The 24,890-nt window shown below is 44.0% G+C and carries 23 protein-coding genes; 19 read left to right on the forward strand and 4 right to left on the reverse strand.

The annotated features are described in order from the left end of the window. The 13 genes from AAA943_RS17830 to AAA943_RS17890 form a co-directional block, all read left to right on the forward strand. Positions 1-268, forward strand: a 268-nt coding sequence (locus AAA943_RS17830; protein WP_338225646.1) for a hypothetical protein, incomplete at its 5' end; no start/stop codon positions are given. 357 nt (positions 269-625) lie between these two features. Continuing rightward, positions 626-4,303 carry a phosphoribosylformylglycinamidine synthase gene (gene purL, locus AAA943_RS17835; RefSeq protein WP_338225647.1) on the forward strand — a complete coding sequence of 1,226 codons (3,678 nt, stop codon included), beginning with the start codon at positions 626-628 and terminating at the stop codon, positions 4,301-4,303. A 239-nt stretch (positions 4,304-4,542) separates the two neighbouring features. Then, positions 4,543-5,742 (forward strand): hypothetical protein, encoded by a 1,200-nt coding sequence (locus AAA943_RS17840; RefSeq protein ID WP_338225648.1) that lies wholly within the window; start codon positions 4,543-4,545, stop codon positions 5,740-5,742. Positions 5,743-6,219: 477 nt separating this feature from the next. Continuing rightward, positions 6,220-7,053 carry a sugar phosphate isomerase/epimerase family protein gene (locus AAA943_RS17845; protein WP_338225649.1) on the forward strand — a complete coding sequence of 278 codons (834 nt, stop codon included), beginning with the start codon at positions 6,220-6,222 and terminating at the stop codon, positions 7,051-7,053. A 363-nt stretch (positions 7,054-7,416) separates the two neighbouring features. Beyond that, a complete protein-coding gene (locus AAA943_RS17850; RefSeq protein WP_338225650.1) occupies positions 7,417-8,223 on the forward strand; it encodes a metallophosphoesterase family protein in 807 nt (268 codons plus the stop codon). 171 nt (positions 8,224-8,394) lie between these two features. After that, positions 8,395-8,895 carry a DUF1254 domain-containing protein gene (locus AAA943_RS17855; RefSeq protein WP_338225651.1) on the forward strand — a complete coding sequence of 167 codons (501 nt, stop codon included), beginning with the start codon at positions 8,395-8,397 and terminating at the stop codon, positions 8,893-8,895. Further along, positions 8,816-9,499: a DUF1214 domain-containing protein gene (locus AAA943_RS17860; protein WP_338225652.1), complete on the forward strand. Its 684-nt coding sequence runs from the start codon at positions 8,816-8,818 to the stop codon at positions 9,497-9,499. Before AAA943_RS17855 ends, AAA943_RS17860 begins: the two co-directional genes overlap by 80 nt. Before the next feature lie 340 nt (positions 9,500-9,839). Further along, positions 9,840-10,439 (forward strand): aspartyl/asparaginyl beta-hydroxylase domain-containing protein, encoded by a 600-nt coding sequence (locus AAA943_RS17865; RefSeq protein WP_338225653.1) that lies wholly within the window; start codon positions 9,840-9,842, stop codon positions 10,437-10,439. A 212-nt stretch (positions 10,440-10,651) separates the two neighbouring features. Further along, a complete protein-coding gene (locus AAA943_RS17870) occupies positions 10,652-10,996 on the forward strand; it encodes a protein-tyrosine-phosphatase (protein ID WP_338225654.1) in 345 nt (114 codons plus the stop codon). Between the two features lie 252 nt (positions 10,997-11,248). Further along, positions 11,249-11,791, forward strand: a complete 543-nt coding sequence (locus tag AAA943_RS17875; RefSeq protein WP_338225655.1) for a hypothetical protein — start codon at positions 11,249-11,251, stop codon at positions 11,789-11,791. 72 nt (positions 11,792-11,863) lie between these two features. Further along, positions 11,864-12,382, forward strand: coding sequence for a lipocalin-like domain-containing protein (locus tag AAA943_RS17880; protein ID WP_338225656.1), 519 nt, complete (start codon positions 11,864-11,866; stop codon positions 12,380-12,382). A gap of 58 nt (positions 12,383-12,440) precedes the next feature. Next, positions 12,441-12,956 carry a DUF4440 domain-containing protein gene (locus tag AAA943_RS17885; protein WP_338225657.1) on the forward strand — a complete coding sequence of 172 codons (516 nt, stop codon included), beginning with the start codon at positions 12,441-12,443 and terminating at the stop codon, positions 12,954-12,956. A 192-nt stretch (positions 12,957-13,148) separates the two neighbouring features. Further along, entirely contained in the window at positions 13,149-13,583 is a 435-nt protein-coding gene (locus tag AAA943_RS17890) for a hypothetical protein (protein WP_338225658.1), read from the forward strand. Positions 13,584-13,796: 213 nt separating this feature from the next. Here AAA943_RS17890 and AAA943_RS17895 read toward each other — a convergent pair whose 3' ends face one another. Together AAA943_RS17895 and AAA943_RS17900 are read right to left on the reverse strand one after the other, a co-directional pair. Then, positions 13,797-14,201 (reverse strand): hypothetical protein, encoded by a 405-nt coding sequence (locus tag AAA943_RS17895; RefSeq protein ID WP_338225659.1) that lies wholly within the window; start codon positions 14,199-14,201, stop codon positions 13,797-13,799. Positions 14,202-14,217: 16 nt separating this feature from the next. Next, positions 14,218-14,628, reverse strand: a complete 411-nt coding sequence (locus AAA943_RS17900) for an alkyl hydroperoxide reductase (protein WP_338225660.1) — start codon at positions 14,626-14,628, stop codon at positions 14,218-14,220. 456 nt (positions 14,629-15,084) lie between these two features. Between AAA943_RS17900 and AAA943_RS17905 the strand changes: the two genes are divergently transcribed. From AAA943_RS17905 to AAA943_RS17920, 4 genes are all read left to right on the forward strand, one after another. Then, positions 15,085-15,942, forward strand: coding sequence for a chromate resistance protein ChrB domain-containing protein (locus AAA943_RS17905; RefSeq protein ID WP_338225661.1), 858 nt, complete (start codon positions 15,085-15,087; stop codon positions 15,940-15,942). Between the two features lie 69 nt (positions 15,943-16,011). Further along, positions 16,012-16,407 (forward strand): hypothetical protein, encoded by a 396-nt coding sequence (locus AAA943_RS17910; protein WP_338225662.1) that lies wholly within the window; start codon positions 16,012-16,014, stop codon positions 16,405-16,407. Between the two features lie 445 nt (positions 16,408-16,852). Further along, a complete protein-coding gene (locus AAA943_RS17915; protein ID WP_338225664.1) occupies positions 16,853-17,812 on the forward strand; it encodes a gliding motility protein GldB-related protein in 960 nt (319 codons plus the stop codon). A 473-nt stretch (positions 17,813-18,285) separates the two neighbouring features. Next, entirely contained in the window at positions 18,286-20,664 is a 2,379-nt protein-coding gene (locus AAA943_RS17920) for an arylsulfatase (RefSeq protein WP_338225665.1), read from the forward strand. 308 nt (positions 20,665-20,972) lie between these two features. Here AAA943_RS17920 and greB read toward each other — a convergent pair whose 3' ends face one another. Both greB and AAA943_RS17930 read right to left on the reverse strand, forming a co-directional pair. Further along, the gene (greB, locus tag AAA943_RS17925; protein ID WP_338225666.1) at positions 20,973-21,449 is read right to left on the reverse strand and encodes a transcription elongation factor GreB; all 477 of its coding nucleotides are present in this window, start codon (positions 21,447-21,449) and stop codon (positions 20,973-20,975) included. A 132-nt stretch (positions 21,450-21,581) separates the two neighbouring features. After that, entirely contained in the window at positions 21,582-22,193 is a 612-nt protein-coding gene (locus AAA943_RS17930; protein WP_338225667.1) for an START domain-containing protein, read from the reverse strand. Between the two features lie 315 nt (positions 22,194-22,508). Here AAA943_RS17930 and AAA943_RS17935 point away from each other — a divergent pair, with 315 nt between their 5' ends. Both AAA943_RS17935 and AAA943_RS17940 read left to right on the forward strand, forming a co-directional pair. Further along, positions 22,509-23,144, forward strand: a complete 636-nt coding sequence (locus AAA943_RS17935; RefSeq protein ID WP_338225669.1) for a Pr6Pr family membrane protein — start codon at positions 22,509-22,511, stop codon at positions 23,142-23,144. Positions 23,145-23,746: 602 nt separating this feature from the next. Then, positions 23,747-24,877 (forward strand): hypothetical protein, encoded by a 1,131-nt coding sequence (locus AAA943_RS17940; RefSeq protein ID WP_338225671.1) that lies wholly within the window; start codon positions 23,747-23,749, stop codon positions 24,875-24,877. Positions 24,878-24,890: the final 13 nt, after the last annotated feature.

Raw genomic sequence — 24,890 nt, forward strand, 5'->3', positions numbered from 1 at the left:
ATCTTCGGTCTTCCGTCTTCCAGCTCATTTATTTACGATTTACGAGGTACGATTTACGACATCTACAGGAACCTCAACCCTGGTTTCCCCAATTCAAACTCCTATCTCCCATCTTCGGTCTTCCGTCTTCCAGCTCATTTATTTACGATTTACGACATCTACAGGAACCTCAACCCTGGTTTCCCCAATTCAAACTCCTGTCTCCCATCTTCGGTCTTCCGTCTTCCAGCTCATTTATTTACGATTTACGACATCTACAGGAACCTAAACCCTGGTTTCCCCAATTCAAACTCCTGTCTCCCATCTTCGGTCTTCCAAATAAACCCTCCTTTATTTACGATTTACGAGGTACGATTTACGACATCTACAGCCCTGGTTTCCCCAATTCAAACTCCTGTCTCCCATCTTCGGTCTTCCGTCTTCCAGCTCATTTATTTTCGAGGCACGAGGTACGATTTACGACATCTACAGCCCTGGTTTCCCCAATTCAAACTCCTGTCTCCCTTCATTGGACTTCGGTCATCCGACATCGGACAATACTTCCCAACTTTCCAACTTTACAACCTAACCATTTTTCAACTTTCCCCCTCAATTCCTTACCTTTGCGACTTACCAGCCCAAGGACATGATTTTCTTCTTTGAATCCCCTCAGAAACTCATCTACGGAGTTCAAGTCTCTCACCCGCTCAGCACCGATGACATCACCAAACTCACCTGGCTTTTTGGCGAAGCACAGCAAATCCAGAGTGAAAAAGTAGCCGGAAAATACTCCGGACCAAGAAAAGAAATGATCACCCCTTGGTCTACCAATGCCGTGGAAATCACTTTGAATATGGGAATCCAAGGCATACAGCGCATCGAGGAATTCTTTCCCATGGCTGAAGGAGACCAAATCGATCCCATGCTTCAAAAGGCCTATGACGGTCTCGATCAGGAAATATTTGACATTCACCTGAAGCCCGAACCCATCAAACCGGTCACTGATATCGCCGCCTACAACAAGTCCGAAGGCTTGGCGCTAAGTCAGGAAGAGGTGGATTATCTGGAAAATATCTCAAGGCAATTGGATAGGCCACTGACCGATTCGGAGGTATTCGGCTTTTCACAGGTCAACTCCGAGCACTGCCGACACAAAATATTCAATGGTTCTTTTGTGATTGATGGACAGGAAAAGCCCATGACACTTTTCCAACTGATCAAGGAAACCTCCAAAAAGCATCCCAACCGGATCGCTTCGGCTTATAAAGACAACGTAGCCTTTATCCAAGGTCCCAAAATCCAGCAGTTCGCCCCAAAAACTCAGCATCAGGCTGACTTCTTTGAAACCCGGGATATCGACTCGGTGATTTCCCTAAAGGCAGAAACTCACAACTTTCCAACCACGGTCGAGCCGTTTAATGGCGCAGCGACGGGTTCTGGTGGAGAAATCCGAGATCGATTGGCAGGAGGAACGGCTTCCATCCCTTTGGCTGGTACGGCAGTCTACATGACTTCTTATTCCCGAGCTGAAAAAGGAAGAAGCTGGGAGGAAAATCTTGCCGAGAGACCTTGGCTTTACCAAACCCCCATGGATATCCTAATCAAAGCTTCCAACGGAGCTTCTGATTTTGGAAACAAATTCGGACAGCCCCTGATAGCAGGGTCTCTGCTCACCTTTGAGCATGAGGAGGGAGAAAAGCATCATGGATTTGACAAAGTAATCATGCTGGCTGGTGGAGTTGGCTTCACGAATGCCAACTACACCAAGAAGGGAGAACCTGGCACCGGAGATCAAATCGTCATCCTGGGCGGGGACAATTACCGAATCGGGATGGGCGGCTCTGCGGTTTCTTCTTTGAATACCGGTGAACTTTCCAATGCCATCGAGCTGAATGCCGTTCAGCGTTCAAATCCCGAAATGCAAAAGCGGGTTTCCAATGTGATCCGAGCCATGGCCGAAAGCGAAAACAACCCAATCATTTCCATTCACGACCACGGGGCCGGAGGGCATTTGAACTGCCTCTCTGAATTGGTAGAAAGCACAGGAGGTACCATCCACATCGATCAACTTCCTGTGGGTGACCCTACCCTTTCCGCCAAGGAAATCATCGGCAACGAATCCCAGGAAAGAATGGGCTTGGTAGTCGGTAAAAAAGATATCACCACACTTAAGCAACTCTCCGAGCGGGAACGAGCACCTTTCTATGTAGTGGGCGAGACGACCGGAGACATGCACTTCAAGTTTGAAAATCAGAAGACTGGGGAAAAACCTGTCGATTGGGACTTGGCGTACATGTTTGGCTCCTCTCCCAAAACCATTTTGGAGGACCAAAGCGGATTGGGCACCCCTTTCTCCGAGCCTGAATTGGCTCCTTCAAAACTTAAATCCTATATCCAGGAAGTCCTTCAGCTGGAAGCTGTAGCCTGTAAGGATTGGCTGACCAATAAAGTGGACCGCTCCGTAACCGGACGGGTGGCTACCCAACAGACCGTAGGAGAAATCCAAGTTCCTCTGAATGATGTTGGCGTGATGGCTTTGGATTTTACCGGGAATAAAGGGATCGCCACCTCCATCGGCCATGCTCCCGTTGCAGCTTTGGCCAATCCTGAAGCCGGTTCTCGATTAGCGATTGCCGAAGCCTTGACCAACCTGGTTTTTGCTCCGGTAGCAGATGGCTTAAGAGGAGTTTCCCTTTCTGCCAACTGGATGTGGCCTGCCAAAAACAAAGGAGAAAACGACCGCTTGTATCGGGCGGTAAAAGCCTGTTCTGACTTTGCGATAGCACTTGGAGTCAATATCCCTACCGGGAAGGACTCCCTCTCCATGACTCAGAAATATCCTGACGGGAAAGTGGTGTACTCTCCGGGTACGGTGATTATCTCCACGGTAGGCGAATGTACCGATGTAAAAAAGACTGCGAAAGCTGCCCTTTTGCCTAAGGCACGTACCAAAGTTTTGTATCTGGACTTTTCCAAAGATGCAGCCAAACTAGCCGGATCTTCTTTGTACCAAATCCTCAACAAGGTGGGTCAGGAAACTCCGGACGTCACCGATGCAGCTTATTTTGCAAAAGCCTTTGAAACTGTCCAGCAATTGATCGAAAAAGGTCTGGTCCTGGCAGGACATGACATTTCCTCAGGTGGCATTTTGACCGCCTTGCTGGAAATGTGCTTCCCAAGCAAACAAGTCGGTCTTGCTGTGAAAGAAAGCCGATTGGCCGAATCCAACCTGATCAAGGCGCTTTTCTCCGAAAATCCTGGCATCCTGATTCAAGTGAAAAATGATCATGCTGCAGAAGAAGTGCTTGCTGCCTCAGAAATCGACTTTGTGGAACTGGCAGAGGTAACTTTGGACGGAAAGGTAAGCCTGGAATCCGAAACCTTGGAAGTGGCACCTTTGAGAGACCTTTGGTTTAAATCCTCTTACCTGCTGGACAGAAAGCAAAGCGGAGAAAAGCTGGCCAAAGACCGCTTTGACAACTATAAAAATCAAATCCTGAGCTATGAGTTTGCTCCCAACTGGACCGGTAGCTTTGCGAAACTGGGCTTAAATCCTGATCGCAAAGAAAAAGGGAAAGCCAAAGCCGCCATCATCCGCGAAAAAGGAGTGAACGGAGATCGGGAAATGGCCTATGCCCTTTGGTTGGCTGGATTTGAAGTGAAAGATGTTCACATGACCGACCTGATCTCAGGACGTGAGGATCTCAGCGACGTGCAGATGATTGTCTTTGTAGGCGGATTCTCCAACTCTGACGTGTTGGGTTCAGCTAAAGGCTGGGCTGGTGCCTTCCTTTATAACTCCAAAGCGAAGCAGGCTTTGGACAACTTCTACGCAAGACCTGACACCCTTTCTTTGGGTGTATGTAACGGTTGCCAGCTGATGATCGAATTGGGTTTGGTGACTCCAGATCACGATCAAAAACCAAAAATGCTGCACAATGCCAGCCATAAGTTTGAGTCCTGCTTTGTGAATGTGACTGTGCCTCAAAACAACTCCGTGATGTTGGGTAGCCTAAGCGGTCAGCGACTAGGCGTTTGGGTTGCACATGGAGAGGGTAAATTCTCACTGCCAAAGGGAGAAAATGCATACCACTTCGCGATGAAATACAGCTATGCTGCTTATCCAGGCAATCCAAACGGTTCCGACTTTGCGACAGCGGGAATTGCCTCTGAGGACGGCAGACATTTGGCGATCATGCCCCATATCGAGCGAAGCTTGAAGCCCTGGAATTGGGCCCATTACCCAAGTGAAAGAAATGACGATTTCACCCCATGGATGGAAGCGTTTGTGAATGCTAGGAAGTGGGTAGAAAGTCATTCTTAATTTTCCTTATTCGGTATTCAGTATTCGATATTGGAGCTTGATTGATTGAAAAATTGAAACATTGGAAAATTAGATAAGTCCCTTCGGGTATAAAATCTCAAATCTCAAATATCCGATTTCAAATCAAAATCCCCTTTGGAGCAATCTGGAGGGGATTTTTTTTGTGAAATTTTGTTAAGACAGATTCTCTCTACACTAAGTGGAATCAATTTCGCAGCATAAACCCAAACCAAATTTCTATGCGGATCACTGCAACTCTTTTCACCCTGTTCAGCCTTTGCCTGATAAGTACTTGGGCTTTCGGGCAGGAAGAAATCTCCGAACAAATCAAATTGGAGCGGGACTATCAGCTCAAAGAGTTAAACGAAAAGCTTAAAACCAACGAAGAGCTAGTCAGCAAGCTCACGGAGAAAATCGCTGCTGCGGACAGTAGAACCGCCTCAGATAAGGAAAAAATAGTCGATCTGGAAAAACTACAGCTAGCACTGGACGACCGGCTGAAAATCCTGGAAGAAGCCCCCAAAACCAAAATCAATCTTAATGGACAACTGGCCTTTACCGAGCTACTCAGCATACAGCGCGACATTCAGCCGGTTGAGCTGTTTTTGACTTCCCAGTCCTTTTTTGATCAGCTGGGAAACGTGACCAAAATCCAGCAGTACAAGTCCTTTACTTCCTGGAAAACCGAATTTGACAAGTGGTACTCCAAGGAAGGTCAAAGTGACGGCATGATGAAAGTCATTCAGCAATCGCTCAACCTGATATCTACCGCTTCCGCCACTGTACCCCTGTATGGTACCATGGTCAATACGGCCATTTCAGGTGTGACAAGCATGGTGACCACCTTGGGCAAAAAGGAAAAGGAACTATATGAAAAATCCCCGGAAATGCTCCGGATTTTGACCGTGACAAGCCAGTTTGAGCAGCAAAAGTCCATTATCGACCACGAATGGACCCTGATCAACAAGGAATTGGAATTGCTCCAAAAGGAAAACAATCAATTGCTGGAGGAACAATTGACCTATTTTGGCATCGACAAAAACCAATTTCAAAACCGTTACCTCAAAGCCACCCTCGATTCCGAACGGGAAAGCTTCAAAAACGAATGTAGAAAGGCAATTTCAGATAAAATCGCCGCCTTTGAGCGCTCATCTGATTCCCGAGGCAAATGGCAGGGGCAGGTAGAAACCTACATGTACAAGGTTCAGTCGCTGAGAATGCGGTTTGGGACGCTTACCCTTCGCATGCAATCCAATATCGAACAATACGAAAATCTGATTCAGGTCTATGGAGATTCTGGCAAGTTCCCCACTGAATTTACTTCCAAAATTATGGGGCTCAACAATCCCTTGAACAACCTGAAAAACAAGTTTTACTCTTCCTTCAATCCTATTAAATACATCGAGGATTCTGCGGTGATGTATATCGAAAGGAATTAAGAATTACGACTTATTATTGGGGAGGCTCCTCGGAATTTCAAAGCTGATTTCTAGAAGCCATCATCTTAATGCCCTGAAAGTCAAAATCAAAAGTACAAATATCAAAATCCCTTCAGACTCCCCCTGAAGGGATTTTTTGTACTCATTCGTGTTTGTGCCAGTAGAGGAAATTCTAAGTGGAAGTGTAGGGAATGATCCTAGATTATTATTTTGAAATACCTCAATGTTATGAAAGAAGGGAAAACAGAGAGGTTCCTTAACAAAATGTATTTGTACTAAAAACATCCTTATCAAAGCAAACGATTCCGAAGAATTTGGAAGAACTTCAGAATTACCTATGTCAGCTTTTGCTAAATTGATTTCAATCCAGCCCAAAAATTAACCGATGAAATCGAGCAAGACCCAGACCTCAAATACTGAGACAGTCATTCCTTCTGTGAGATTCCATGCGGCCTTTGAAAAACAAAACACAAACACATGAAATCCACCCTACTCACCTTTTTATTCGCACTCAGCCTGATAGTCTGCAAGGCCCAAGAAACCAAACCCGGTCCGCAACTTCCTCCCGAAACAGGCGAAACTTTCAAAGTAGGAGTGGCAGGCTACACCTTCGTTCGATTCGACCTCGACAAAACTTTGGAAACCCTGAAAGCCTTGGACGTGCACTACCTCTGCATCAAGGATTTTCACTTGCCGATGAACACTACCGACGCTGAGATTGCGGAATTTCATGAAAAACTGAAGGCTCATGACGTAATTGGCTATGCAGTGGGACCGATCTATATGAGATCTGAAGAGGAAGTCGACAAGGCATTTGCTTATGCCAAACGAGTGGGCGTCAAACTGATCGTAGGCGTTCCCAATGTGGAACTGCTTCCCTATGCTGAAAAAAAGGTGCAGGAATACGATTTCAAATTTGCGATCCACCTCCACGGACCGGATATCAAAATCTATCAAGATGCCGACGAAGTCTGGAACCACACCAAAGATCTCGATCCCCGAATGGGCATGTGCTTGGATATCGGACATGACACTCGAAATGGCAAAGACCCTGTTGCGGACATGGAAAAATACCATACCCGGATTTTTGATATGCATATCAAAGACGTGACAGGACCGATCAAACAAGGCTATTCCATCGAAGTAGGCCGAGGGATTATCGACTTTCCGGCCATGGTCAGCATGATCCGAAAAGTGGGCTACACCGGCGTTTGCAGTCTGGAGCATGAGCGGAATATGGACAACCCCTTTTTGGGAATTGCCGAGTCTTTGGGTTATTTCCGTGGGGTGATCGAGGCGACCAAAGAATAAGGCTTCGTCATCATTTTTAGGCTGAAATCTGAAAGGGAATTCGGGGTTGCAAATCCCGAATAGCAAAGGGCAATAGCACAAGTCAGGAGACCTGTCCGTCCTCCAGGCGGGCTTGCCTTAGGTCCTGATTAGACTTGTGTGAATATTTACGGATTGCAAATCCTGAAATAAGTGATTCGAGATTGCAATTCTCGAACAGCAAGGAACCCTGACAACATTCTATCTTAAAGCCCTGAAGATCAATTGAAAGTCTGATTTTTGGACAATCATCGGTCATCGGACTTCTTACTCAAAATTCAAGAAAACTTCCTCAACTTTCAAAAAGGCATACCATCAGTAAAACTAATTCACTATTTTACATCCATGAACCGCAGACCATTTTTACATAAACTCGCCCTGGCGGGTACTTCCCTGATGACCATGCCTTTTATTACCTATGGGAAAATGGACTTCCCCAAAGCCACCCGACTCAAATTTATCACTGCCTCGGACGGACACTGGGGCCAACCCAACACCGACTTTGAAGGAAGTCACCGAGCCCTTATTGAAGCCATCCACCGCGAAAAAGACGTAGACTTTGTAGTCTTCAACGGGGATCTGATTCACGACGAACCCAGCCTGCTTCCCGAAGTGAAAAAGGTCTACAACCAACTCCAAGTTCCTTACTATGTCTGCCGGGGCAATCACGACCGGGTCAGCGAGGAAGACTTTATGCAAATCATGCGTCAACCGAGCAATTACTCCTTTATCGAAAAGGAAGACTTTGGCGTGCTGCTGCTGGACTGCTCCAATGAAAAAGGAGAATACCTCTGTGCCGATCTGGAGTTTTCAGGGCTGATCTTGGAAGAATACGCGAAGCTTCCCCACGTCTTTGTCTTCATGCATATTTCCCAAAATGACTGGACCAGGCACGGGGTGGACTGCAAACCTTTTCTGGACTTGGTAACGAGCTTTCCCAATGTGCGGGCGACTTTCCATGGACATGACCACGATGTGGACGGGCAGATGCTCTATAAGAAAAAACCTTTCCTCTGGTCCGGGCACTTCGGAGGCAGCTGGGGCAACCCCTTTCCCTCCTATCGGGTCTGCGAAGTGGGCGAAGACGGCAAAGTAATCAGCTACCTAAAAACAGTGAAAGACGGGACGATCCTTAACGGGCATAATCTTTAAGAATCAGTATTCTCTGGAAGAAGATTTGGCAATAGCTGGTTTTTTATAAATGAATTCCTCCTTCCTTCCTAACCCAATCAAAAAACCAGTAACTTAAAAAAAATCGAAGTGAACCTTCTTTTTGAATGGATTGCCAGAATTCGGGAAGGGGAAAATCAAAACATAGAAACCATGAAGCATTCATTTTTAGCGATTATTTTTTTGATCGCCGCAGTCAGCTGCCAACCGGGAAAAAAAGAAGATTCAGCAAGTGCAGATCAAATCGGAGCGAATTTAGAGCCGGTAAGCTCGGCTTCTGAATTTTTCAATGAAAACGGAAGGATAGTCACTCCAGAGAGCTATCCCAGGGACGAAACATCCCGGCAAATCCTTATGAGACAAAGTATGGGAGGAGTAAATACCTTTATTCACAGAAGACAACTTACCCCTACTGATGATCAACCAGTAGTCAGAATGAATCGGGATACCTACTATTCTATGGCAGTGGTGGATGTCTCAACAGGAGCAAGCGTTGTGATGCCAGAAATCCCCGAGGGAAAATACATTTCCGTACAGCCCGTCACAGAAGACCATCGGATTCAGGCCATGAAGTATGGTTCAGGATCTTTTGATCTATCCACACACAGGCACACATTTGTACTTGATTGTACGCTTGGATGGTACTTTTTCTGAGGAAGAGGCAAAAGCCATTCAGGATCAAATGAGCATTCAGGCGCAATCCGCTGATTTATTTAAAACTAAACCTGTCAACCAAGAATCATTTAATCGAGTAGAATCGGAGTTAAAATCCAAAATGCCGGCGATTCTGGAGCGGGATGGGATTTACGGAATGCGGGGAATGTTTACCGACCCCAACGATGCATCGGTCAAGGATTTTACCGAGGAAAAGTATCAGGTGGGAGCTGCAGTGGGATGGGGCGGAGCGCAGATGAGTGATAATATCTATGAGTCCTCCGGTAATTTCTCAACCGATAGCTGCTATCAGCTCACTTTTGAAGATCCGGGAAATGCTGGATTTTGGTCCATCACGGTCTATGATGAAAAGGGCTTTATGTTCAACGATCTGGTCAATTACAGTTCCAATACCGCAAAAGAAAATCAAGACGGAACCTATACGGTAAGCTTTGGATGTGGTGCAAATGCACCCAACAATCTGGAAATCGACAATCCTACAGGCGTATTTAATTTTACCGTGCGTCACTACCGCCCATCCGAACGAGTATATAAAGAAGGCTATCGACTTGTGCCCTTGGTCAAGACTGTTTCGGGAAAGTAAAAATCAGGATCCGAAGTGGAGAGATAAGTCCCCTCCAGAAGTAGAACGCTAGTATAAGCGGAGTCCCGACAGCTGTACGGGAGCAACTCCGCTTTTCTGTTTTTTTTAGAATTTGTAATTACAGAATCAACCTATCTGTTTACTAGCTCAGCAGACACAATTCCGCTACTTTATCCACTTCTGAAATAAAGCATCTGAATGTTTTTTGTCTCCAAAGAATAAAATCAAAAAAGAGGCGTATTAAAAATCTCCATTTTTTCCCTTAAAAGCGGTTACGTCAGGCCTACCCTCTTCGACATAAGACACCAAATATCATTTTCAACTTAATCGAATGGTTACCATGAAAAATTTCAAACTTATCAAACAGAATATCCCAACCCAGCCATTCCTGGATCAAATAGATTCCATAGCGAATGCTTGGGCCGGATCCACTGGTCGACAAGACAAAATTATGGTTCAACGTGAGGCACTTGCTATTCCTTTAAGAGGTCTGAGAAAATCGGCTATCGGAGGTAGAAAGCGTCGGGATGTACACGAAAGCCGATGGACTACAGCCAGCAAACAATACTCTTTTTTTGTGCAATTTCTAAAGGACTTTGCGAAGGAAAGAAATGAAATTCTGGGAAGGGCAAAAATTGTTTGTTTGCCTGCCGGAAAACAAGTGTACCCCCATATCGATCGAGGTGAATACTATCGTGTTCGAAACCGCTATCATTTAGTCTTAAGATCCAGCCTCGGGTCATGGATGAAAACAGGAGACGAGGAGGTACGAATGCGCGAGGGCGAACTTTGGTGGTTTGATAACAATGAGGTCCACGAAGCCCGCAATGACGGAGATCAGGATCGCATTCATGTGATTTTTGATATGTTACCAGCCGAACTTGAGCATGAAGTTTTTAAAGCCAATCCTGCTGCTTCAAAAGGTGTTTTGGCCAATTGATCAATTCCTCTGAGTTTTGCTCTTTATCCTGGGAGTAGAGCTCTTACCTAAGCGGAGTCCTCTGTAGCATCGGGAGTGGCTCCGCTTTTTTTTATTCTTAAGAATTTGCTATTGTTAAACTTTCCCCATCCTTAATGGATCAAAATGACTTATTTTTCCAATCGCTTTTTTTGCCCGCTCTATATCCCATAAATTAAGTCAACTCCATAGCCATGACACCCAAACCCAACCTTCTGATCATCTGCGGGAAAAACAAAAGACGAAGCAGGACGGGAGAATTTATTTTTAAAAATGATCCACGATTTCATGTTCGCTCAGCAGGGGTAAGCCCGAAAAGTGATCGGAAAATCTCCGAGGCGGACTTGAATTGGGCAGATTTGGTACTTGTAATGGAAAGCGAGCATCGAGCCAAAATCCGTGATCTATATCGGAATTTGGATCTACCGGTCATCGAAGTGCTCCATATTCCGGATGAGTATGCCTTTATGGACGAAGAACTTGTGGATCTCCTTACCGAAAGAATCAACCAATCTCTACAAGCAAGATTCGGAATTTAACCTACCTAAGCAGGGTCTAATTTGCCGAAGTATCCCTATATTCCAGTACAAGAAATTTTCGGAATTCAAGGAATGGCTTGCACTACTTTTTGGGATCGATTTTACTTGCCGATTCCAAAGGATATGGAAATGAACTACTTGACGTATAGCTGTTGTACCTAAGCATCCCTTTGCCTGGCAGACCAGTCTTTGGGTTCAAATTCCTACAAACCCCATAGCCTTGGCTCTGGGGCTTCATTAAAACCACTACTTATGAAGTATTTCCTCTATGCCGGTATTTTGGGATTTTCATTTTGGTTAGTATCTGAGGTAATGGAAATAATTGAGGGTTACACCCCTACAGTTTACTACCTGACTGCTGGGTACCATTTTTTGGCAGGAATTGGGATTTGGGGTCTCCATAAAGCTCAATCCCCCGGTAAAAACCCCCTGAGCCAACTTGGAGCTTTACTAGCCTTGATAGCCTACCTAGGCCTGACTTTTTTCCCAATTCAGGTGATGAATTCCGGAATGAGTATTTCTGAGTTTTTGGAAGCAAAACCATTATATAAAGTCCCCGGAGCAGTTTGGTTTGTTGGAATGATCCTGTTTGGGATATCGGTTCGCAATACCCGATTTTTTCCGTCTTGGACTCCCCTAGTATTTATTTTGGGGACACTTCTATTTACCGCAGGCCCATTGCTAGGCTTGCCTACACTTCTGGTCAATTGTACCAATAGTCTATTTGCAATCACCGTGATCTATATGTGTCTATTCGGATTGAAGCAAAAAATGTCGGCAAGTAGTCTACTTTAGGAAGTTTTTGACTTCCTCTTTATCACCATACCCCACTCAAAAGGTCAATTTTCACCATGTAAAACCAAAGAAATGAAATTTAAATTTTTATACCCCTTTCTGGTCACAGTCTTGATTATTTCATGCAATCAAGAAAATGACTCCTCAGATTTTGATAAATTTTCAGGCAGGTGGTCCCTAGCTCTAGTCGAAGTTCAAATGGATTCGAGTTCCATTTGGGTGCCTAGACAGGGCGACTACAAAAACCGAAAAGGCTTTATCATCTATGATGGCCAAGGCGGAATGGGCGTCCATCACGTGACTGAAAACTACGAAAACTATGTACTCGAAGGTACGGGAGGGCTAAATAGCCTGACAAAGGAAGATTTGAGGCATCTGGCTAACAATTTTGTGTATTTCGGGAGGTATCAAGTGATCGACTCCCTTCAAACCATCGAACATCATATTGAATCCGCCAATTTTCTAAATCTCTGGGGCACAGTCGCTAAAAGAAAATATGTGTTTTCGGGAGACACCCTGATTCTTTCTTCCATTACGGACAGGTATCCCAAGACTCGGCTCAAATGGGTACGCCTTAGGGACATCCAATAAAAACCACTCAACAATAAAGCCTTAACTTAAGTCGGATCCATAGTACTAATTCCAAATCATGAACTGCTTGAAATTGCCTATCCTTGCCTTGATTCTTTACAGCTGTAGCCAAAAGGCTGAAAATCCCAGCCATTTATCCAATTCAGAAATGGCTGAGCCCTTGGCAATAAGCGGAAAGGATAGCCTAGAGATCAAAAAAATAATCAGCATCCAAACTACAAATGGAAATTTCGAAGAGCGGGAAAAGGTCTGGGCGGAAGATGGACGATGGCTTCAGGCATTTGGACGGGTTTTCTACGGCAGAGACACCATCATCAGCTTTATCAAGGTGCTGCACTCCAATCCGGGATATGCAGAATCCACTACAAACCAATACAGCGATCCTGAAATCAAATTTTTAAGACCCGATGTGGTGGTCGTTCATCAATACCATGAACGGGAAGGACAAGTCATCAATGGTGAAGTAACGCCAACCCGGAGGATCAATACGACTTATATCATCACCAAAGAAAATGGGACATGGCTGCTTAGGGATAAGGTAACCATGGATGAAAGGCCCAGAACCCAAAACTAAGCATCAAAAGGACCTTTGATCACAGGTTCTACATCTGCTTTTTGTCCAATATTCGGCTATTTTTGTTTTCACTTAGCGGCATCCTTGCAATAAAGATTTTCTCCTTCTTCGCATGCTAATTGCACATCGCCTATTGAGAACTTAATAATTTTTCGACCTATTTAGGACTACCTGCTCCTGAACTTGAAACAAATGGAAATTGCCGTAAAAAACATCATCAACTACTTTGTCAAAAAACCAGCTAGGCTTTTTCTGGTAGACAGCATCGGTGCAGCCTTGACCGCATTTTTATTGTTTTTTGTATTACGACAATTCCAGGATCATTTTGGAATACCGACCTGGGTATTGATCTATTTATCTTTAATCGGCCTGATTTTCTGTCTTTATTCCTTGACTTGTTTCCTCTTGCTCAAAGGTAATTGGACCCCATTTTTAATGCTGATTGCATTGGGCAACTTATTGTATTGTGTTTTGACCCTCGTATGCATGTACACTTATATTGAAGAGCTGACCAAGTTGGGAGGGATATATTTTTTGCTAGAAATAGCTACCGTACTTGCAATCGTATTTGTGGAATTTCGAGTGGCAGCTGCCTTAAAAAATGATAAAAAGCTTTCTTCTGGATAGAAAATGGGGATTCCGGAGCAATAGGTCGAGCTCAGAAAAAAAAGTGCCTTGCTAAGCAGTCTCTACTTTTTTAGCTTTTTTTGAGATTGCTATCCTTCTACTAAAAGTAGGCGAATCCATTTTTTATATCATGGATTTAGCCATCAGAAGCAGCTTTCCTTTCCTTTTTCCAAGAAAATTCCATTCCTTTCCACCTTTGCATGGATAAAAAACTTAGAGTAAAGTCCTCCCCAAAGAAAGCAGAACCAAACCCGTCCACATCCAAGCCCTCCAGCGATTGACCTGTAGAAGTTTGGGAAGATGGCCTTCTACTGTTTCATCTCGATCGATAGCTTCGTGTATGGGAACGGCAATGAAAAAGGTATTGATCCAAATCCCTCCCAAAATCAATCCATCCAGCAGAAATACGAGGGGGTCAAACAGGAGTTGCAGAGCGATCACTCCTGTCTGAATAAACATCAAAGGACCTACGAAATAGAGGATTTTTACCGTGTAAAGCCGGTGCCAATAGTTTAGCCTTTCTCTGTCGATATACAGAAATGAGGGATAAATGATGACTTGCACCAACCAAACCAAAATAAAAAGTCCGGAGTCTACCGAAAGACGAATCCAATCCATGATTATCTATTTTGGTTCACCGGAGTTGCCACTGCGTCTCCGTATGTACTCGCTTAAGGATCAGGAAAAAAGGAATCCACCAAATCAGATCATTGGTGTAGAGGGTGTAGCTGAATTCAAAGGGGATTTCCTTCAGGACCAGATGATTGAACAAGAACCCCAAAGGGCCGAATATCTTTCCCAAAAAGCCCACTGCCACAATGGGCCAATGCTTGAGCGGATGATAGCTGGCCCACCAATAGCCCAAACCATAGACCCCGACAATCATTCCCGTCCCTTGCCAAATGGTAGGGTGCTGCAAAGGCGCCATTCCTGTCCATTCAAAAAAGGCATGAGGCCAAATCACCACCCAAGCTCCCCAGAGAATATTGTAAACTGCTGCCAGTTTGAGGCAGGTAGCCATCCATTCAGGGTAATTTTTTTCCATGTCCTAAGGACAATCTCCAAGACAAAAAGTTTGAGAATGTCCTTAATCTTTTTCGATCCTGTTCTTTCGATGGTCAAATTTCCAAACTTGAAACGAAAACAGGCACAGGCTTGGGGATATTAATCTCTTTTCCTGATCCTTAGAAAAAAATCCCGAAAAACATCCCTTTTGAAGTTATAAGCTCCCCCTAAAAGTCGGCTTTTTAAAAGTTGAATTGAAATTATCAACTTTTAATGGTTATTGTGAAAAAATCGAGATTCACAGAAACTCAAATTGTAAATGCAATCAAAGCTCATGAGGCGGGCAGAAAAGTCGGGGAACTGACCTTTGGTTTCCACCTCACCCCATAGGATAAATTGGTACTTTAGCGCATGCTGTCCCTGAAAACCTTCACGCAGTTACTTCTGATATCCAGGCCTAACTTTCGCTCATGAGTGAACCTCTATTGAAAAATCTATGAAGTGGATTACCAGAGAACGCCCTAAAATCGACAGACTGGCTTGTCCTTGGCTGATCAAAAGATTTATTGATCCCGAGGCTGAATTTTTCTTCGTTCCTGCTGTCGAAGTTTTGAACAAAAGCAAAGAGATGGGTGCAATTCCGTTTGATATTCCTCATGTGGAATACAGTCACTTTGAAGAAAAAGTAACCTTTGATTATTTCCTGAAAAAGCATCAGCTTTCTGACCCTGCTTTAAACAAACTAGCAGTGATAATTCGGGGAGCCGATACTGACCGGCATGATTTAGCTCCGGAAGTAGCCGGGCTTTACGCAATTACTTTAGGACTCAGCCACAACATCAAGGATGACTATAAACTTTTGGAAATCGGGTGTATACTCTATGATGCACTATACTCTTGGGCCAAAGAACTCACTGAGGTAAGGCATCTCGCAGGGAGTCCTTTTGAAAAAATGCTGCACGAAGTCTATGTGAAATTTTTGAAAACTAACAAAATAAACTCCCCCGCCTGGGTGAATGAAGTAAAAGCCCTAATCCAAGACCAACTCGACGCCCAATATAACATAGAGTTGCAAAAGCTATCCGAAGAACTCAATCTCAATTCGACTTACATTTCCAGAGAATTTCCGAGGTATTTTGACAACCTAAATTTTGGAAAATACATCCAGAATGCACGAATCCAAAAAGCAAAGGACCTTTTTACCCAACCAGAGTACTCTTTAAGTGAAATTGCCTATTTGACAGGATTTTCAGACCAAAGCCACTTCACTAGAGTATTCAAGCAGATTACCGGAGAAAATCCATCAACCTTCAGAAAAAAATTGCTCAAAAGTAAAGCTTATTCAAAAAAGTAAAACCTGTGCTATTTTACAGGTGCCCACGTATTTACTTTTGGGTATAGTCAAAGATAAATAGCGTGAAAAATGACGAAAATCCAGGTTTTGCTCTTCATTGGTTTTTTTTTCCTCACTTCCTTGGTTGCGCAGGGCCAAGATACGACCTCAAATCAATCCCACTCTAAATTTGACATAGGCCTAGAAGGAATGATAGGTGTCTCTTTTGGCAGGGACTTTTACTCGATGAATGTGGGGGGACCAAGCCTATTTCTTATTCTGGGTAAGGATTTGAAACTAGGTGTTGGGGCTTTGCCCTCTCTCTACTTATTGGAAGGGAAGCTGGGAGCGAGGCTAGGAGTAGCTCCAAGAATCGATTACAAAAACATGGTTTTTTTCGCCCCGTTTTTTCATCGGGACAAAACAGAAGAATGGATTGCCTCGGTGGGTTTCGGCTATAAATTCCATCGAAAAAAGTCAAGCTGATCCAGCGGAAGAAGGAAATTCTATCGCTATTCGCAGGCCATTGGAAGAGGAGAAGAAAGCAGCAACCTTGTACCAGATAAATGGAAGATTTAGCAGCTTATTTTTCAAAAGGGGTTCTGACCAAAAAGTCCAGGTTCATGTTCTGGAACTTCCCATGATTTCCCTGCCAATCCTTTTCAAAGCCAATTCATTTGAATAAGGAGATTTAGGTGTTTGGAATCGCTTAGCGAGGTCCCTATGGAGACACCCGGAAAGCTCAGGAATCCAAGTCTATAGCTGAGTGGAAAAAGAGCTGTCAATCCAAGCTTATGATAAAAATTGGTATTTTTAAGCTGTTGGGAAAACAAATCAGAAATAGGGAGCAGTAAAAAAATATCTCTTGCAGGTACAATCCTGCAATGCACAAGCAGCGTCTCGTCAGGCTTTTTCAAATCAATGTATTACCATGAGATTAGTACCGCTTTTTCTATTGCTGATCGGCTGGGCAACCTCTTGTGACGCCAATCAAAAAATTGACAGCTCCCAAATCGTCCAATTCCAAGTCACTTTAAACCTGCTCAAAGAGGCAAAGACAGAGAAGGACAGCGTGGAAATAATCAATTTTCACTACATAAACAGTAAAAACAAGGACGTTAGCCAGTTTTTCAAATCAAAGAATATAACTGCAAGGTCAATCTATGAAAATATAAAGGCCTACCCTAAGTTTTTTGAAGGCCTGGAAGGCACAAGAATCGATATCGATTACTTATCAGACACCCTGGCTCACATCAATGCTTCGTTTCTAGAATACTTTGTTCACTTTCAAAAACCCAACATCTACCTGGTTGTTGGGGATTTAAGTGTAGGCGGTACGATAAAAGGAAAAAATCTTTTTATCTGCTTGGAAATGGTTTCAGATAATGGAATTGAAGATAAATCAGAATTGCCGAGCTATTTGGAAAAAATCACCAATAAGGCAAATCTCCTCACCTACATCTGCCATGAAACGGCCCATACCCTGCAACGCGGTTTTCCACTTTCTGATCTTTGGGGAATGATCCAATTCAACAAAAACAGCCTTTTAAACACCTGCTTGGTAGAAGGTAGTGCCGATTACATCATTTACCACTTGTTTGGAATGAATCTCAATGAAAACTTGAGGCTTTATGTAGAAGAAAACCAATTTAACCTTTGGGAAAGGTTCAGGACTGATCTCGAGAAAGAGCCATTCAATTACCAGGATTGGGTATACCACTTTAGGCCCAGAGACCAGAGTCCTCCAGACTTGGGTTATTTTCTTGGCTTTCAAATCTGCGAATCCTATGTGAATAATAGTAAGGATAAAAGAAAGGCACTGCTGACCCTAACCAAGAAAGGTCAATACAGAAAAATTTATCTGGAAAGTGATTATTCTCCGAAGGATTGAATAACAAAGTAAAGGAAATCATTGCAGATAAACCTAGTCGGAAACTTGAGCAACCGCTTGGCCAACAGCGGAATAACCACCTACATGCAGAAACCTATTTGATCAAGAGATAAGTTGCGAACTATCGACCGAGAACCTATATCCGCAACCTTTACCCAAAAATTTTCCTTTATTGGCCTGATTGACCGAACTACATCTGACTGAAAATCAAATATTTACTATCCATCCTGTAATTTTTTAAAAAAAATAGAACAAAAACAGGGAAAGTAAGCCTGGAAAAAGACTAACTTAATAAAAAGTTGAGCTTCAGGCAAATAGCCATATTTTAAGTCATGGTCATTTTTCACCTCATCTAATTCTTTCGAGTAGCCTTACCATTTGGGATGCCCTAGTATTTTATTCCCAAATCTTTATTGATTATCAGTAAAAACCATTTTACCAGTAAAGATCATCACACCATCAACCATTAAAGCATGAAAAAATTATTTGCTTCTTTTTATGCAATCAGCCTACTCTTGGCAGTGGCTTGCAGCCCGAACACACCAACTAGTAATCCAAAACCCAGTAGTGGAGATGGTTTGGACCGAACGGTACTTCCGATAAAAGAGCCGACTTACGAGGCGGTAACTGAATTGGATGCCAGAAATACGAATCCCCCTCCACGATTTGAAGTAAAAGCCCCGGAAAAAGCCCCAAATGTGGTTATCGTATTGATTGATGATCAAGGTTTTGGTACTTCAAGCTCCTTTGGAGGTCCTGTGAATGAACCGACTGCGGATAGACTGGCCCGCCAAGGACTTCGCTATAATCGTTTTCATACCACAGCCCTTTGTTCCCCTTCCCGCACTGCCATTCTAACAGGCCGAAATCACCATCAGAATAACGCGGGAGCGATAATGGAATTGGCGACCGGATTTCAGGGCAACACGGGTATTCGCCCAAACAGCATTGCACCACTGGCGGAGATGTTGCGATTAAATGGCTATAGCACGGCCATGTTTGGCAAATACCACGAAACTCCACCTTGGGAAGCTTCCCTTTCCGGCCCTTTTGATCGCTGGCCTACCCGCTCGGGTTTCGATAAATTCTATGGATTCATTGGTGGGGAAACCAATCAATGGGCTCCTGCTGTATACGATGGGACCGTTCGGGTGGAAGTGGAGAGATCTCCGGATTATCATTTTACCACAGATATGACCACTCAGGCCATCAACTGGGTAAGTGCACAACAAGCCCTCACCCCAGACAAACCCTTTTACATCTATTTTGCCACGGGTGCAACCCACGCCCCGCACCACGCTCCCAAAGAATACATCGACAAATACAAGGGTAAATTTGATCAGGGCTGGGACAAGTTGAGAGAAGAAACTCTTGCTAAGCAAATTGAAATGGGAGTAGTGCCTCCGGGTACAAAACTTACAGAAAGACCTGCCGAAATTCCTTCTTGGGATAGCCAAACACCGGAACAGAAAAAGTTATTTGCCAGACAAATGGAAGTATTTGCCGGATTTGCGGAGCATACCGATTATGAAGTAGGCCGGTTGGTTTCTGCTTTGGAAGAAATTGGAGAATTGGACAATACACTGTTTCTGTATGTAATCGGGGATAATGGATCAAGTGCAGAAGGCGGCCCCCAAGGAACTTACAATGAAATGATGGCCTTGAACGGCATTATTGGAGAGGCTTCGCAAATGATGAACCATATAGAGGAATGGGGAGGCCCCAACACGTTTCCTCATTTTGCCATTGGCTGGGCACATGCCACCAACACTCCTTTTCAATGGACCAAACAAGTAGCCTCCCACTTTGGCGGAACACGAAACGGTATGGTCGTACATTGGCCTGATGGAATAAAATCCAAAGGTGAAGTCAGGTCTCAGTTTACCCATGTGACTGATGTGGCACCGACAGTTCTTGAAGCAGCCGGTTTACCTTTCCCAACCTCGGTAAATGGCACAGAGCAAACCCCCTTTGCGGGAACCTCCTTTGTCTATTCGTTTGAAGATGCCAAGGCACCGGAAACTCACACTACCCAGTATTTTGAAATGTTTGGAAACCGTGGCATTTATCATGAAGGATGGACTGCTTCCGCCCGACATTCGATACCTTGGCTTATGGCTGAATTGGCCCCTTTGGAAGAGGATATTTGGGAATTGTATCATGTGGATGAGGATTTTTCCCAATCCAACAACCTGGCTGAGTCTAATCCCGAAAAATTAAAGGAGCTTCAAGAGCTATTTATGAAAGAGGCGATTAGGAACCATGTCCTTCCGATTGATGACCGAAGAGTGGAGCGCTTCAATGCTCAGATAGCTGGAAGGGGAGATATCATGGGTGACAGGACTTCTCTCACTCTTTATGAAGGGATGACCGGGATCATGGAGAACGTTTTCATCAACAATAAGAGTAAGAGCTACACCATTCTGGCGGATATTGAACTCAAAGACGCTGGTGCAAACGGGGTGATTATCTGCCAGGCAGGCCGATTTGGGGGTTGGTCCTTGTATATGAAAAACGGCAGGGTACATCATGATTACAACTTCTTTGGGCTTGACCATACCAATATTGCAGCCCCCAAACCCCTGAATGCAGGTAAGCATCAAATCAAATATGAATTTATTGCAGATGAAGAATTAAAGCCAGCCACGGGCGGAAAATGTATCCTGTATATCGACGGAGAAAAAGTCGCTGAGGGTTATATTCCCAAAACACAACCCTTTGCATACTCAGGCGATGAAGGGGTGGATATCGGTACAGACAACGAGACCAATGTGACCAACGATTACAAGGAAGGCAACAATAAATTCAGCGGAAAGATCAATAAAGTGATCGTAGATATAGCACCGAAATAAATCCTTGATTCATCCCGGCTTTCCACCTCAAAAACACAAATCCCTTCATCAACCCTTTCTCAGCAAAAAAACAAGCTAGGAAAAAGAAGTCGGGAAGAAGTTGAAGACAATTAATTCAGCTCCTTTGGTTAGGTTTTTCGGTACTATTTAGTCAAAGATGGATTTCCATCAATGCAAAAACAGTCTTGTCTATTTTCCCATCAATCGAAGCCCTTTCAGAGCGATTCTGAAAGGGCTTTATGGTGAAAATTTGCAATTTACAGTGATTTCCTTGCTGAGGATGGGGAATTCCCGATAGGTGGATTCCCCTACTCCTTCTCGTATTCTATCTTTTTGATCATCCACTTCATCTGCATAGTCGGCGTTTGGACAACCGCCTCATCGCCTACTTCCTTTTTCAAAAGAGCTTGGGCCATGGGCGAATCGATGGAAATATAATCCCGGCGATCTATCATTTCCTCCCCTCCCACAATCCGGATTCGGAGCTTTTGTCCCTTGGCATTCTCGACCTCTACCCATGCGCCAAACATGACTTTTCCCTCTTGATAAGGGGTATAGGGAATCACCTTCAGATTATCGATGCACTTGCGAAGGTAATGTACGCGACGGTCGATTTCGCGTAAGCGTTTTTTGTTGTAGGTATAATCAGCATTTTCCGATCGATCCCCCAAACTCGCAGCCCAAGCCACTTTTTGGGAAATCTCCGGTCGCTCCACTTTCCAGAGATGATCCAGTTCGGCTTTAAGTTTTTCCAAGCCTGCCGGCGTAATCCACAGCGTTTTCATGGGGTAAAATTGGAAAATTTGAAGATCTAAAGATTGAAAATTCAAAAAAACAGGGTGAATAGACGCTAAAAACAAAACCAGCTATTTCATTTTGATTCATTGCTCATTGGTCATTGGTCATTGAGAATTGTCCTATTCCATTTCTTCCAGATACTTAATCAGATTGGAATAAGTCTCAAATGGACCTTCTGCCAGGGAAAGGTTCAGCAACCAGGCAGGAATCGAACCTCCCGGGTCCACCGAAAGCACGTGATTGACTTCCAGTCGATCTTTGCCATGGACTTGAATTGTCCAGCGCCCGTCACTTACCGGCACCCGTACAAATCCCTCCCTCAGAGGAATAAAGTCCGGTCTTCCTACCGTGGAGAAAACATACTCCCCTGGCTTGGTACCCGGAGCCATTTTCAAATGCAGAATCAAATCCCGGTCAGCAACGGGCCATGGAGCATCCAACTCCGCCCGGTAGATCAACTCTTCTTTGGAAATAGCCTGTAACAATTCCGCCTTTCTGATTTTGTACTGCCAAAGGTTAAAATTTTCCCAATCCAACAAGACCTCCGCAAGGACTGAGAAGGGAACGTTCACCTGAAATGAAGCCTGTATGGAATTGATTTTAGAACCTTCCATCTTACAGGTGTAGACTTCTAAATCTCCGGTGGATTTTCTGAGCTCGCAGTCCTTTTGCTGGGCCAAAGAGGTCCCTAGACTGAGGAACAAACACATAAGAGGTAAACTCTTTCGCATGGATTTGATATTTAGAAAAGAATCCTGGCCGAAAATAGAGAGAAAAAGGTCAATTCTATCTAGTCCCACAAAGAGGTGTACTTGGTTTGATCCAGTAATCAGCTGGAAATCGAAGGTCTCGATAAGTTGCCCATTTCCAATTTGAAGTCAGTGTTGAAGTGTTAAATGAATTGTCTCCAACTTCCTGAATTGACAAAGACTGCGTAATTTTTCAGCCTGATATCCCCTGTACCAAAGAGTCCATGGCTTGGCCCTTATGTTCTAGTATTTCTTAATTGGAAAACATTTCTTTGAAGATAATGCTTGATATATGCCATGAGAAATAAAGAAAAAACCGAGTGGATAGCCCTGATTTTGGGTTGGTTTGCCATTTTGGCTCAATTTGTATTGATCATCCAAAACAGACAATCGGATATACCGGAGACGATACTTCGTTTTTTCAGCTTTTTTACGATTTTGACCAACTTCCTGCTTGCTCTTTTTTTTACTGCCCAAATTGTAGGGCAACCAAAATTCCCACTCAAATGGTTTTTCAAAGGAGGAACAATCACGGCACTGACCTCATTTATCTTGATTGTTGGTTTGGTGTATCAGATAGCCCTGAGGCCACTTTGGGCACCCACAGGACTTCAATGGCTTGTCGATGAACTTTTGCATACCCTTATCCCACTCTTGATGCTGGCCTATTGGTTTTTCCAGGTTCGCGCAAGAGATGTCAAGGCAAGCTCCGTTTTCAAATGGCTGATTTATCCGATCCTCTATGCCGTATTCATTTTGATTAGGGGTCATTTCTCCGGCTTTTATCCTTACCCCTTTTTGAATGTCAGGGAAATTGGCTACCTAAAGACCATGCTCAATATGGGAGGAGTAGCGTCCATGACTTTGGTAATCATGGCTGCCTTGGTTCTCTTGGGAAAGAGAAAAACTAAGGAATTGAGGACGGAAAACTGAGATTGGAAAATTCATTTTAATAATTATTCCTAGGATGTCTGTAGAATAAAATGGCTTCGACTCGGTTCGAAAAAGCTCACCAAGCCTCGATCGGCCTCTGGATAGGGGGTAATGATTGGAGCTGTGGAAATTGAGGCGGCGCATCAATTTCCACAGCTCCTCAACTAAAAAATATCTTAGGGTCTTCGAGTGAAGTCGAGGGGAATATTCCTGGAATTTGGTTACTGGTAATCATACGGATAGGTATATCTATTTTCATCTGGTTCTCTTTTTTTAAACTATTTGATTTTCCATTCTTTACTAGGCGTGCCTGATTTATTACCGGTGAAAAAACCAAATTTAGGTATTCATCTAAAGCGCACTCCTGCCAAGTGGGTTGCCGGTCAATCTTGGACGATTATCCGCAAATTTTCCAAGGTGGATTTTCTCAGCTGGCACGATTGGAACTGATCCTACTTAAATCTTGAAGGAGTTTTTTCCCATACTCGACTGATCTTAATCCCTTGGCTTATTGGGTTTTCACAATTTTCTGAATAGGAAACAAATACCCTTTGATACTAGCTATTTTTTCATTTGATTGAGTAGAGTTTTATTCAATGTAAATGATGAAAAGATCGGTTTTTCTTGTCCCACTGGTTTTTCTGATTCTTGTCACCTTTAAGGGATTTAGCCAGGTTTTTACCAACAAAGAAGTTGGCAAGAAAAAACTGGACCTAATTGACAGCCTGAAAACAGCAGATTATCCTTATGCTCTTCCGATTTGGGGAGACAAAGCCACCCAACTGGGCTATTCCTTACCCTATTCAGCGGGAATCAGTGTGCAGTATTTTGGACAGCGGTCGGATTTTATCATCGAAGACCTCATGGTAGGTTTCAATGATGGCAGAATGTTTGACCTGGACGAAGTGGTGAGGTTTGATCGTGCCATATCGACTGCCTCAGCGATCACGGTCAGGCCGGATATCTGGTTGTTTCCATTCTTGAACATCTATGCTATCCTCGGCAAGTCCAGCGCATCGACGGATATCGGATTTGGAGTATGGGTTCCTAACGGGTCCAATGAATTCGTACAAATTACCACTGCCCAATCACTTGTTGAATTTGATGCTTCTTCTTTTGGAATAGGAATGACCCCAACCATAGGTGTCGGCGGAGGCTTTATGGCCTTGGATCTTAATATAGCCTGGATTGACGTACCCCAACTTTCCAAACCTGCCCGTTCCTTTGTATTTGGACCCCGATTCGGGAAAAATTTTCAACTGAAAAAACCTGAGAAATCCCTTGCTCTTTGGGTGGGTGGATTTAGAGTTTCTCTGAATTCAGACACCCGGGGATCCATTGCCATGTCTGAAGTCATCCCTCCCGGTACTTTGGGAGGAAGAATTGAAGAAGGCTTCCAAAGGGTAGAAAATGCCCAAAATCAAGTCGACGCTTGGTGGAACGGACTTAGCCCTTTAGAGCAAAACAATCCCATCAATAAAGCGAAATACCAAAGCGCCAATAGTATTCTCGAGCGTGCCAGTAACTTCCTGGTCGCTGCGGATGGGGCTGTAAGCACCATCGAAAGCTCAACTGTGCAATATTCTATGCAAAAACGGCCTGCAGACCGTTGGAATTTCATCGTGGGTGGACAGTATCAATTCAACAAGCACCTAATGGCACGTTTTGAATACGGCTTTTTGGGAAGCAGAGAGCAAATTATGGCTGGCATCCAGTACCGGTTTGGGCTATAAGCTTCAACAAACT

Origin of the sequence: Algoriphagus confluentis (genome assembly GCF_036245625.1) — a bacterium.
In the GTDB taxonomy this organism is placed as follows: domain Bacteria; phylum Bacteroidota; class Bacteroidia; order Cytophagales; family Cyclobacteriaceae; genus Algoriphagus; species Algoriphagus confluentis.